The 12670-nt window shown below is 59.8% G+C and carries 8 protein-coding genes; 2 read left to right on the plus strand and 6 right to left on the minus strand.

What is annotated here, in order from left to right:
- Positions 1 to 81: 81 nt before the first annotated feature.
- From ACNSOI_RS14960 to ACNSOI_RS14975, 4 genes are read right to left on the minus strand one after another with little or no spacing between them, the layout of a single operon-like run.
- Positions 82 to 3399, minus strand: a complete 3318-nt coding sequence (locus ACNSOI_RS14960; RefSeq protein WP_420194420.1) for a DUF2126 domain-containing protein — start codon at positions 3397 to 3399, stop codon at positions 82 to 84.
- Positions 3400 to 3434: 35 nt separating this feature from the next.
- A complete protein-coding gene (locus tag ACNSOI_RS14965) occupies positions 3435 to 4373 on the minus strand; it encodes an alpha-E domain-containing protein (RefSeq protein ID WP_286251430.1) in 939 nt (312 codons plus the stop codon).
- A 1-nt stretch (position 4374) separates the two neighbouring features.
- The gene (locus ACNSOI_RS14970) at positions 4375 to 5835 is read right to left on the minus strand and encodes a circularly permuted type 2 ATP-grasp protein (protein WP_106694784.1); all 1461 of its coding nucleotides are present in this window, start codon (positions 5833 to 5835) and stop codon (positions 4375 to 4377) included.
- A 14-nt stretch (positions 5836 to 5849) separates the two neighbouring features.
- Positions 5850 to 6911 (minus strand): zinc-binding metallopeptidase family protein, encoded by a 1062-nt coding sequence (locus ACNSOI_RS14975; protein WP_420194421.1) that lies wholly within the window; start codon positions 6909 to 6911, stop codon positions 5850 to 5852.
- A 222-nt stretch (positions 6912 to 7133) separates the two neighbouring features.
- Between ACNSOI_RS14975 and ACNSOI_RS14980 the strand changes: the two genes are divergently transcribed.
- Together ACNSOI_RS14980 and pntB are read left to right on the plus strand one after the other, a co-directional pair.
- Positions 7134 to 8711 (plus strand): Re/Si-specific NAD(P)(+) transhydrogenase subunit alpha, encoded by a 1578-nt coding sequence (locus ACNSOI_RS14980; protein WP_420194422.1) that lies wholly within the window; start codon positions 7134 to 7136, stop codon positions 8709 to 8711.
- A gap of 12 nt (positions 8712 to 8723) precedes the next feature.
- Positions 8724 to 10115, plus strand: a complete 1392-nt coding sequence (gene pntB, locus ACNSOI_RS14985; RefSeq protein ID WP_420194423.1) for a Re/Si-specific NAD(P)(+) transhydrogenase subunit beta — start codon at positions 8724 to 8726, stop codon at positions 10113 to 10115.
- Between the two features lie 107 nt (positions 10116 to 10222).
- On the opposite strand, the gene fba is transcribed toward pntB, so the two are convergent.
- Together fba and ACNSOI_RS14995 are read right to left on the minus strand one after the other, a co-directional pair.
- Positions 10223 to 11287 carry a class II fructose-bisphosphate aldolase gene (fba, locus tag ACNSOI_RS14990; protein WP_138435297.1) on the minus strand — a complete coding sequence of 355 codons (1065 nt, stop codon included), beginning with the start codon at positions 11285 to 11287 and terminating at the stop codon, positions 10223 to 10225.
- A 220-nt stretch (positions 11288 to 11507) separates the two neighbouring features.
- Positions 11508 to 12668 (minus strand): phosphoglycerate kinase, encoded by a 1161-nt coding sequence (locus tag ACNSOI_RS14995; protein ID WP_420194424.1) that lies wholly within the window; start codon positions 12666 to 12668, stop codon positions 11508 to 11510.
- Positions 12669 to 12670: the final 2 nt, after the last annotated feature.

Genomic DNA, 12670 nt, shown 5'->3' on the forward strand with positions numbered 1-12670 from the left:
CAGGCTCCGTTTGTCAGTGAGCTGGAAGCATAGCCGCTTTATACGCTCCGGAGCCAGCCTCAAACTACGCGTCCAGGCATCTTATTGGTGATATCGCAGATCCAGGGTAAATGGGAATTCCCGGTGCTCCGGAACCGGCCGCAGGGGTTGCTTGCCGGAGCTGTGCCCCATTCGGAAGAAGCGCGCCATACGGCGACCTTCAGCCTCGAACGAATTCACCGGCAGAGTCTCGAAATTGCGGCCACCAGGGTGGGTCACGTGGTATTCACACCCACCCAGACTTTGTTCGTTCCAGGTGTCTACGATGTCGAACACCAGCGGCCCGTCCACACCAATGGTCGGGTGCATGCACAACGACGGCTGCCAGGCCCTGTAGCGCACCCCGGCAACGGATTCACCCACCATACCGGTTGGCTGAAGCGGCAGCGGCACCTCATTGCAGGTTATCTGGTAACGATCCGGGGCCGCACCACGTACTTTTACCTGCAAACGCTCCAAGGAAGAGTCCACGTAGCGGGCCGTGCCGCCAATTGCCCCGTGCTCACCGGTCACGTGCCAGGGCTCCAAAGCCGAGCGCAGCTCAAGGGTGATCCCTTTAACCTTGTAGTCGCCGATTCGCGGGAACCGGAACTCGAAATGGGGCGCGAACCAGTCACTCTCCAGCGGGTACCCCTGCGCCTTCATGTCGTCGATGACATCTTCGAAGTCCTGCCAGACATAGTGCGGCAACAGGAACCGGTCGTGGAGCTCGGTGCCCCAGCGCACCAGCCCATTTGGTTTATAGGGTTGCTCCCAGAATCGGGCCACCAGCGCCCGCAACAGCAGCTGCTGGGTCAGGCTCATGCGGGCGTGGGGTGGCATCTCGAAGGCCCGCAGTTCCAGAAGGCCATGGCGCCCGCCAGGGCCATCCGGCGAATACAGCTTGTCGATACAGAACTCGGCCCGATGGGTATTGCCGGTCACATCCGTGAGCAGGTCGCGGAGCAGGCGGTCTACCACCCACGGAGCGACCTTTTTGCCGACCGGACACAGTCGCTCCATCTCCCTGAAAGCCAGCTCCATCTCGAACACATGGTCGTTACGGGCCTCGTCAATCCTGGGGACCTGGGAACTGGGGCCTATAAAGAGGCCGGAGAACAGGTAAGACAGACTGGGATGGTTATGCCAGTAGCTGATCAGGCTGCGCAGCAGATCCGGACGCCGCAGGAACGGCGAATCCTCGGCCTTCTGCGACCCCAGCACAAAATGGTTGCCGCCACCGGTGCCGGTATGACGGCCGTCCATCATGAATTTCTCGGAAGTCAGACGGCACTCGTAGGCGTCTGCGTAAAGCGTCTCGGTCTGCTCGACCAGTTCATCCCAAGTGGTCACCGGCTGCACATTGACCTCGATTACACCAGGGTCCGGGGTAATCCGGAAGTGGTTCAGTCGTGGGTCCGAGGGCGGCTCGTAGCCTTCCAGCAACACCGGCTGCTCCAGCCCGGCGGCGGTTTTCTCGATGGCCGCCACCAGCGCCAGGTAGGGCTCGAGCTCAGCCAGCGGCGGCATGAAAACCCGCAGTATGCCCTCCCGGGGCTCCACGCACAGGGCAGTGCGGACCACCTCCGGGGAGGACTTCCCTTGCTCAAGCGCCTTCTGTTCAATGGCCTCCTGCTCCGACCCTGGCTCTACACGCTGTCCGCGGCTGTTCCACTGGCGGATCTCCTCGTTTTTTGCCAACGGGCCCCGGGGCGCGAACGGATCCTGAGAGTGGATCCAGGGGTAATCCGCCTCCGCCACCCAAGGCTGGCTGTCCAGCGGCAAACGGTGGCCCATTGGGGAGCCGCCCGGCACCAGGTAACAGCGCTCACTGCGCAGGAACCAGGGGCCCGTCTCCCACGTCTCTTCCTTTTCGGAGACCCGCAGGGGCAACACGTAGCCCACCGGCTTATCCAGGCCGCGACTGAAAATCTGCTGGAGCTGTTTCCGCTCCAGTGCGTTTTCCAGACGGGAGTCGAAGGGATCGACGTTGACCGGCAGGCGCCGCTCGCGCCAGAGATAATAGAAGGCATCCTCAAAAGCCGGGAACACCTGTTCGGCATCCAGGCCCAGCTCCTGGGTCAGGCTCTGTATAAAGCGCTCGGCCGCTTCTGCGGTGGCGCCGCTGTTGGTGCGTTCGTCCGCCAGCCAACGTTCATCCTGCCAGATCTGTTCTCCATCCTTGCGCCAGAAACAATTCAGGGACCATCTGGGCAGCGGTTCGCCCGGGTACCACTTGCCTTGGCCGAAGTGTACCAGCCCGCCAGCACCATAGCGGTCCCGCATCCGGTGGTAGAGTTCGATGGCTTTTTTGCGCTTGGTGGGGCCCATGGCCTCGGTGTTCCACTCCGGCTCGTCCCGGTCATGATTCGCCACAAAGGTGGGTTCGCCGCCCTGGGTCAGGCGCACATCGAGCTCAGTAAGGCGCTTGTCGACATCATGACCTAGCCCAACAATGCGCTGCCACTGGTCCTCGGTGTAGGGTTTGGTTACCCGCGGCGCTTCCCAAATGCGCTGGACGCTCATCTGGTGCTCGAACTCAACCTCACAATACTCCACCATGCCAGTAATGGGCGCGGCGGAGGACGGATCGGGGCTGCAAGCCAGGGGAATATGCCCTTCCCCGGCAAACAAGCCGGAGGTAGGGTCCAGCCCCACCCAACCCGCGCCGGGCAGGTAGACCTCGCACCAGGCATGCAGGTCGGTGAAGTCTTCCTCGGCCCCGGAGGGGCCGTCCAGTGCTTTCTGATCCGCCTTGAGCTGAATCAGGTAACCGGACACGAACCGCGCCGCAAGCCCCAGGTGCCGGAGTGTCTGAACCAGCAGCCAGGTGGAATCCCGACAGGATCCAGAACCTTTTTTCAGGGTTTCCTCCGGCGTCTGGACACCCGGCTCCATCCGGATCAGGTAATCGATCCGATCAGAAACACGCTGGTTCACACCCACCAGAAAATCGACACTGGGGGTTTCCTTGCGGTCTATGGTGGCCATCCACTTACGGAAGTCCGGTGTCTCCGGCAGTTTCTGTAAGTATGGTGCCAGCTCTGCCGTCTGCCATTCCTCGTAGTCGAAAGGAATGGTCTCCGCCCGGGGTTCCAGAAAGAAATCAAACGGGTTGATCACGGCCATCTCGGCAACCAGGTCTACCGTGATCTTCAGTTCATCGGTTTTCTCAGGAAATACCAGACGGGCCAGATAATTGGCCTGCGGATCTTGCTGCCAGTTCAAGAAGTGACCTTCCGGCTCAACCTTCAGCGAGTAGCTGAGAATGCGGGTTCTCGCATGCGGACACGGTCGCAAGCGAACGATCTGAGGCCCCAGGGTAACCGGGCGCTCGTAGCGATAGTGCGTGGTATGACTCAGGGCAACGTGAATCGACATGAAACCTATCTCGCAGGCGAATATGTTTGGGAGTTTCAGGCTGTCTCGTAGACAGGAAACCAGGTCTCTGCAATGTCTTCGTGAAGCTCACCGATCTCCAACTGCAAGTTTTCCAGGAACAGGATCCCCTCATCCTTACGAATAAGCGCATCCACGTCTCCTTCCCGGGTGTGACGTACCGCCTGTAATGCCGTGCGTAACGGAATCTCGTTCCTTGGCAAACGACCGAGGGCACTGGCCACCTCGTTGAGGCTGTGCAGCACCGATCGCGGAAACGGCTCGTTCTGCAGCAGAAAGCGAATGACCTGGGGTCCGCTAACCTTGCGTCGAACATTGTGACGGTACATCTGGAAGGCACTCTGATAACGCAGCACGCTGGTCCACAGCAGCCCGCCGTAGGTTTCGGTGCCATCCCAGCCATCCAGGAACTGCAGGGCACCCACTTCAATCTGCCGGGTGGCCATGTCAGCCCGCTCCAGGTTGCGCCCGACCCGGATGAAGTCATACCCCTCGTCGTGACTCATACAGCCGGCAAGCAAGCCATTGAGCATCTGGCAGCGCCCCACGATTTCGTTCAGGAACTCGTATCGCGCGCGCTTGCCAACCCCCTGGTCTATGTGTTCCAGAATGTACCGGTAAAGCTCGTTGATCACCTCCCAGGCATCGGTCGGAATCTGGTCCCGAGTCGTGCGAACATTCTCCCGGGCCGCTTTGATGCAGGAGGCTATGGAACTCGGGTTGTAACCATCGGCCATCAGGAACTTCACACAATTGCGCTCATCGGCCTTCTGGTGGTGCTGATCGAACAGGGCTTCCATTCCGGTAACCGCTACCAGACTCTTCCAGGACAGTTGGGTTTCTCTCGGCATATCCAGCGCCAGGGAATTGAAGGCCATGATCATCCGGGCGTTGTTCTCGGCCCGCTCAAGGTATCTGGCCATCCAGTACAGTCGTTCCGCTACACGTGACAGCACATCAGTTCTCCTCGTCCACGATCCAGGTATCCTTGCTTCCACCGCCCTGGGAAGAGTTCACCACCAGGGAGCCTTTGCGCATCGCCACTCGTGTAAGCCCTCCAGCGGTTACGTAGGTTCGTACGCCCTGCAGCACGAAGGGCCTCAGATCCAGATGCCTTGGCGCCAGGCCCTCGTCGCAAAGGGTCGGCGCCACCGACAGGCTCAAAGTGGGCTGGGCGATGTAGTTGCGCGGGTTCTTCTTGATCAGCCGGGCAAACTCGGTGCGCTGCTTCTTGGTGGAATGGGGCCCAACCAGCATCCCGTAGCCCCCGGATTCGTTCGCCGGTTTCACCACTAACTCGTCGAGGTGTTCGAGGACATACTCCTGGTCCTGCTTGTTCACACACATATAGGTGGGCACGTTCGGGATGATCGGCTCCTCATCCAGGTAGTAGCGGATCATGTCAGGGACGAACGCGTAGATGACCTTGTCGTCGGCCACGCCGGCACCGGGTGCATTGGCCAGGCCAACCTTGCCATTGCGCCAGGCCCGCATCAGGCCCGGCACGCCCAGAGTGGAATCCGCCCGGAACTCCTCCGGGTCCAGGAAATCGTCATCAATGCGGCGATAGATCACATCCACACGTTCCAGGCCCTCGACCGTGCGCATGTAGACACAGTCATCCTCACCAACCACCAGATCAGCCCCTTCCACCAGTTCTGCGCCCATACGCTGGGCCAGGAAGGAGTGTTCGAAATAGGCGGAGTTGAAAATGCCCGGCGTGAGCACCGCAATTTTCGGATGGTCCTGGGGCCTCGGCGAAATCGATGCCAGCATGTCGAACAGCTGGTTGGTGTAGTCATCCACCGGCAGGATGCTGGTGTTGTCGAACAGCTCCGGGAACACCCGCTTGGTCAGCTGCCGGTTCTCCAGCATGTAGGAAACACCCGAGGGAACCCGCAGGTTATCCTCAAGGACATACACCTTGCCGTCCTTATCACGCACCAGGTCCGATCCGCAGATGTGTGCCCAGACCCCCAATGGCGGCGTAAACCCCCGGCACTGCTCGCGGAAGTTCTTGGAGTTGGCGAACACGTACTTGGGGATCACCTTGTCCTTGACGATGTTCTGGTCGTTGTAGATGTCGTTAATGAACATATTGAGGGCCGTCAGGCGCTGGGCCAGTCCCTGCTCGATGGTTTCCCACTCGCGGAGCGAGATCACCCGGGGAATGATGTCAAAAGGCCAGGCCCGGTCGATATTTTCGCCCTCACTGTAGATGGTGAAGCTGATCCCCGTCTCCAGAATCGCCAGTTCGGCAGCCTGCTGGCGCGCCTGAATCTCCTCGGAGTCAAGATTGCCCAGGTAGTCGGTAATCGCCGTGGCTGCGCGCCTGGGCTTCCCTTTGGCGGCGATCAGCTCATCATAGAAGTCGTTTGGGTCGTAGTTTTTCCAGTCAATCGATTTGTTCTTCTTCATTTGATGTCCTTTCATTAACCACCGTGAACTATTCGGTGTACCAGGCGAAGCTTTTCCACCACCGGAGGAGGAAGCACAAAGGGGTAGGCGTCTTCATGCCCCATGCTTCGGTTCAGGCTGTTGAGCGCAAGCGTCAGGGGTAACCAGTGCTTGATCAGCGCATCGAAATCATCGGCCTGGTAAGGATCAAACGCTGGGCCCGGTTCGCTGCTCAACATAGGGCTCTGGCGAGCGTTCACCCGCATCCCGAACTGCCAGGCGGTTTCCAGTGTATCCACCATATGCAGGTAGTGTGCCCAGGTCTCCGCCCAGTCTTCCCAAGCGTGGCTGCTGGCATAGGCGCTGATGTACCGGTTTTGCCAGTCACTTGGCGGGCCGTACTGGTAATGCTGATCCAGGGCTTGCGGGTAGTCTCTGGTATCGTCACCAAAAAGCGCCCTGACTTTATCCAGCCAGGGACTGTTACGAACCAGCAGATCCCAGTAGTAGTGACCGGACTCGTGGCGGAAGTGCCCCAGAACAGTGCGATAGGGCTCAGCCATTTGGTTACGCATCCGTTCCCGTTCCACCGGGTCCGCCTCGGCAATGTTTATGGTGATGACACCATTAGCATGGCCGGTTGCTACCTTGGAGCGCTCGTCAAACATCGCCGGCTGGTCGGCCAGAAAATCGAAGGCCAGTCCAAACTGTTCTTCATTGCGGGGGTCGCAAGGCAGCCTGAGCCGCAGCACCGAATACAACAGGCGTCGCTTCTCCTTTTCCAGACGCAGCCAGAGATCGTGGTTTTTCGGGATACTAAGATTGGGAATGGTGCGATTCAGGCGGCAGGCGACGCAGAAGGTGTGGGGATCGGTTTTGGGGATCAGCCAATTGCAGGCTTGCTGATTCTGATAGTTGTCACACAGCCGATAGAGGTCACCACTGGCGACACTCGCCCAGGTGGCATTACCTTCTGGCTCGATAGCCAGCAAATCCATAACATCCGGAGCAAAGCCCAGGTCCGCCCCGCAGTTGGTACAACGACTGTTTTCAAAATAAAGCAGGTTGGCGCACCGGCCACAATGGAACAGCTTCATTGGAAGGCATCCTTGGCCACCATCGGCAAGACCATGCCTTCAAGTATTGGCCATCCAGGCCAAAATGCAAAGAATCCTCAAATAGGTACGAAAGCGCACCGGATCATCAGGAAAGCCCGAGCCCTTGTTTGGGAGTCGCTAGGCGAGCGAATCTGACAACGTGCACTAGTATGTAGGTATCCAGACATCTGATTGATCGGGAAATCCGGAGGCAAACCAATAATGAAAATCGGTATCCCAAAGGAAATCTTTGAGGACGAGCGGCGGGTGGCCGCTACGCCACCCTCGGTTCACAAACTGATCGGCCTGGGTTACGACGTGATCGTTGAAGGTGGCGCCGGGGAGGCAGCGAACTACTCCGATGCCGCCTACGAGAAAGTGGGCGCTGCCATCGCCGCTGACACCACCATGTTGTGGAAAGAGTCCGATTTTATCCTGAAAGTCCGGGCGCCCATGGAGAACCCGGCGCTGGGCAAGCACGAAGCAGACTTGATGAAGGAAGGGGCGTTTCTGGTCAGCTACCTATGGCCGGCGCAAAACCCGGAGCTGCTGGAAAAGCTGGCCGCCAGAAAGATCACGTCTTTCGCCATCGACAGCCTGCCCCGTATCAGCCGCGCCCAGAAGATGGACGCCCTCAGCGCCATGGCCAACATTGCCGGCTACCGAGCGGTGATTGAGGCGGCTAATCACTTCGGGCGTTTCTTTACCGGGCAGGTAACGGCTGCCGGCAAGGTGCCACCGGCTAAGATTATGGTGATCGGTGCCGGGGTGGCGGGCCTCGCAGCGATCGGCGCCGCTAACAGTATGGGCGCGATCGTGCGGGCTTTCGATACCCGACTGGAGGTGAAGGAACAGGTCGAGAGTATGGGGGCCGAGTTCCTGGTGCTGGATTTTGAAAACGAGGATGGCAGCGGCAGCGGCGGCTACGCCAAGCAGATGAGCGACGAGTTCATCCAGGCCGAGATGGCGCTGTTTGCGGAGCAGGCGGAAGAGGTGGATATCATCATCACCACCGCCCTGATTCCCGGTAAGCCGGCACCGAAACTGATCACCGCCGACATGGTGAAATCCATGAAGCCCGGCAGCGTGATCGTGGATCTGGCCTCCGAGCGCGGCGGCAACTGCGAGCTCACCGAGCCCGGCAAGGTAGCCCATCACCATGGCGTCACCCTGATCGGCTACACCGATCTGCCGAGCCGGATGGCCAAGGTGGCCAGTGACCTGTATGCCACTAACCTGGTGCATCTGCTCACCGAGCTGACACCGGAAAAGGACGGCCAGCCCGTGGTGAACATGGAAGACGAAGTCATCCGTGGCCTGACGGTAGTGCACGAGAACGACATCACCTGGCCACCGCCAAAACCGGAATCGCCGGTCAGCCCAAAACCGGCACCGGGCACCGAGGAGCCCTCAGCCGAAGCAAAAGCCGCCGCCAAGAAAAAGGCCGACCGCCGCAGCCTGATCGGTAAAGGAGTGCTGTTCGTGGTCACGGCACTGGCACTCTACGGAGTCGGCGCCCACGCGCCAGAGAGCTTCCTGCAACACTTCACCGTATTCGTGCTGGCCTGCTTCATTGGCTGGCAGGTGATCTGGAACGTCACGCCTTCCCTGCATACACCCTTGATGAGCGTCACCAATGCCATCAGCGGCATCATCGTGATCGGTGCCATTCTGCATCTGGCCCAGGCGGAAAATATTGCCGTGGGCATCATGGCGTTTGTCGCGGTGCTGATTGCCAGCATCAACGTAGGCGGTGGCTTCCGGGTCACCCATCGCATGCTCAAAATGTTCCGCAAGTAGGAGACGCCCGATATGAGCACAGGACTGGTGAGCGTGGCCTACGTGGTCGCAAGTATCTGTTTCATTCTCAGCCTGGGTGGTCTCAGCCACCAGGAATCGGCACGGCGAGGTAATCTTTACGGCGTAGCCGGCATCATCATCGCGGTGGGGGCGACCCTGGCCAGCGCAGACGGAGGCATCACCGCCATTGTTATTGCGGTGCTGCTTGGTGTTGGCATTGGTATTCCCATCGCCAACAAGGTGGAAATGACCCAGATGCCGCAGCTGGTAGCCCTGCTCCACAGCTTTGTGGGTTTGGCTGCGGTGCTGGTGGGCTTTTCAGGCTACATCGAGCCGTTGATTGCCACCTCCGGTACCGAGCACACCATCAAGCTGGTGGAGATATATGTGGGCATTTTCATCGGTGCCATCACCTTCACTGGCTCACTGGTGGCCTGCGGCAAGCTGGACGGCCGAATCGACAGTAAGGCGCTGACCCTTCCGGGCCGGCACCTGATGAATCTGGCAGCGATCATTGTCTGCGTGTTCCTCGGGGCCTGGTTCCTGGGCACCGAGAGCATGGCCCTGGGCATCGGCGCCCTGATACTGATGGCCATCATTGCCTCGGTCCTGGGCATTCACCTGATCATGGCCATTGGCGGCGCCGACATGCCGGTGGTGGTGTCCATGCTCAACAGTTATTCCGGGTGGGCCGCCGCTTCCATCGGGTTCATGCTGGGCAATGATCTGCTGATTGTCGTGGGTGCTCTGGTCGGCAGCAGCGGTGCCATTCTCAGCTACATCATGTGCAAGGCCATGAACCGGTCTTTCATCAGCGTGATCCTTGGCGGATTCGGCCAGACCAGCAGCAGTTCGGCAGCTGCGAATGGCGACCAGACGGTGCACGAATCCAGCGTGGATGATGTCTGTGAGGAGCTGCGCAACGCCCAGTCGGTGATCATCGTGCCCGGTTATGGCATGGCGGTGGCCCAGGCCCAGAATGGCGTCAGCGAAATGACCAAGATCCTTCGGGACCGGGGCGTGAACGTGCGCTTCGGCATCCACCCGGTGGCGGGCCGCCTGCCCGGACATATGAACGTGCTACTGGCGGAAGCCCACGTACCCTATGACATCGTATTGGAGATGGACGAGATCAACGACGACTTCCCGGATACCGACGTGGTGTTGGTGATCGGCGCCAACGACACGGTGAACCCGGCCGCCGCCGAAGACCCGGGCAGCCCGATCGCCGGCATGCCGGTGCTGGAGGTCTGGAAAGCCCACCAGGTGGTTATTCTCAAGCGGGGCATGGCCACTGGTTATTCCGGGGTGGAGAACCCGCTGTTCTTCAAGGACAACGCCCGTATGTTGTTTGGCGATGCCAAGGAAAGCATCGACAAGCTGGTCAGTGGTCTGCGGGGCTAGAGGAAGGCTTGCGGGGCTGAATTGGCACAACCTGAACCATCATCATCGGGTGGTATTCACCAACCCCAGAAAAAAGCCCCCGACTCGCGGGGGCTTTCTTGTGCAGCTTACTTAACCTTAGGGTCCAGCTCGCCAGCCTCATACCGCTCGAACATCTGCTCAAGGTTCAGAGGCTTGATCTTGCTGGCCTGGCCGGCGCAACCGAAGGCTTCGTAGCGGGCTACGCAGATATCGGTCATAGCGACCATGGTGGCCTTGAGGAATTTGCGCGGGTCGAATTCAGCCGGGTTCTGGGCCATGAAGCGACGGACGGCACCGGTGCTGGCGAGGCGCAGGTCGGTGTCGATGTTGACCTTGCGTACGCCGTGCTTGATGCCTTCGACGATTTCTTCCACCGGCACACCGTAGGTCTCCGGAATCTCACCACCGAATTCGTTGATCACCTTCAGCCATTCCTGGGGTACAGAGCTTGAGCCGTGCATGACCAGGTGGGTATCTGGAATGCGCTTGTGGATGGCTTTGATTTGCTCGATGGCCAGAATGTCACCAGTGGGCGGGCGGGTGAACTTGTAGGCACCGTGGCTGGTGCCGATGGCGATGGCCAGGGCATCCACGTGAGTCTTCTTGACGAAGTCGGCAGCTTCTTCCGGGTCGGTCAGCATCTGGTCGTGGTCCAGGGTACCTTCGGCGCCGATGCCGTCTTCTTCACCGGCCTGGCCGGTTTCGAGGGAGCCCAGGCAGCCCAGTTCACCTTCTACAGACACGCCACAGGCGTGGGCCATTTCAACGGTACGGCGGGTGACGTCGACGTTGTATTCGTAGCTGGTCGGGGTTTTGCCGTCTTCACCCAGGGAGCCGTCCATCATGACGGAGCTGAAGCCGAGCTGGATGGAGCGCTGGCACACGGAGGGGCTGGTGCCGTGGTCCTGGTGCATAACCACCGGGATGTGCGGCCATTCTTCGATGGCGGCCAGGATGAGGTGGCGCAGGAAGGGGGCGCCGGCGTATTTACGGGCACCGGCGGAGGCCTGGACAATTACCGGGGAGTCGGTTTTGTCGGCGGCTTCCATGATGGCGCGCATTTGTTCGAGGTTGTTTACGTTAAAGGCTGGCACACCGTAACCATGCTCGGCGGCGTGGTCCAGAAGTTGCCGCAGCGATATCAGGGCCATGGGTTGTCTCCTTCGTTGACTTTTGAGGTTTGAATTCTGTTCGTTTCAGACTTTGAGAGTCTGCTGCGGAGTGTGGGGTAGGCCTTTCCGAGACACGCTGTGAATACGTCCGTGTACGCTTGAGCGCAGCTTCCCTGCTGCGCACAGTCCCGGAAAGGCCTACCCCACCCTCCTTGCGATTCTGGCCCTGTGCGGGTTTCTCTCAGAATCGCTTTGTTGATTACGCTCCGCGTTCTTCCAGTACCGCTACTGCCGGCAGGGTTTTGCCTTCCACGAATTCCAGGAACGCGCCGCCGCCGGTGGAGATGTAGGAGATCTTGTCAGCTATGCCGTATTTGTCAACGGCCGCGACGGTGTCGCCGCCGCCTGCCAGGGAGAAGGCGTCGCTTTCGGCGATGGCTTCGGCCAAGGCTTTGGTGCCGTTGCCGAACTGGTCGAATTCGAATACGCCAACCGGGCCGTTCCACAGGATGGTTTTGGCGCTCTTGAGCAGGTTAGCGAACTGGCCGGCGGTTTCCGGGCCTACGTCGAGGATCATGTCGTCGTCGCTGACGTCGGAGATGTTTTTCACCGTGGCGGTGGCGGTTTCGGCGAATTCGCTGGCGACCACTACGTCTACCGGCAGCGGGATTTTCACGCGGCTGGCGATGTCTTTGGCGGTGTCGACCAGGTCGTGTTCGCACAGGGATTTGCCGACCGGGTGGCCAGCGGCGGCCAGGAAGGTGTTGGCGATGCCGCCGCCGACGATGATCTGGTCACACACTTTTTCCAGGGCGTTGAGTACGTCCAGTTTGGTGGAGACTTTGGAGCCGCCAACGATGGCAACCACTGGCTTGGCCGGGTTGTCGAGGGCTTTGCCGAGGGCTTCAAGTTCTGCCGCCAGCAGGGGGCCAGCACAGGCTTCTGGAGCGAACTTCGCTACGCCGTGGGTGGAGGCCTGGGCGCGGTGGGCGGTGCCGAAGGCGTCCATCACGTAGACGTCGCACAGGGCGGCGTATTGTTTGGCCAGGTCTTCGTTGTCTTTCTTTTCGCCTTTGTTGAAGCGAACGTTTTCAAACAGCACCACTTCGCCGTCGGCGACTTCAACACCGCTGAGGTAATCCTTGATCAGGCGCACTTCCTGGCCCAGCAGGGTGCTCAGGTGTTCGGCAACCGGCTTCATGGAAGAGGCCTCGTCGTACACGCCTTCTTCCGGGCGACCCAGGTGGGACATCAGCATGACTTTGGCGCCGGCGTCTTTAGCGGCTTTGATGGTCGGCAGCGAGGCACGGATGCGGGCGTCGCTGGAGACTTTGCCGTTTTTGACCGGTACGTTGAGGTCTTCACGAATCAGAACCCGCTTGCCGGCGAGGTTCAGGTCAGTCATTTTTTTGATGGCCATAA

The organism is Marinobacter sp. GH_1, assembly GCF_048595985.1.
In the GTDB taxonomy this organism is placed as follows: Bacteria; Pseudomonadota; Gammaproteobacteria; order Pseudomonadales; family Oleiphilaceae; genus Marinobacter; species Marinobacter shengliensis.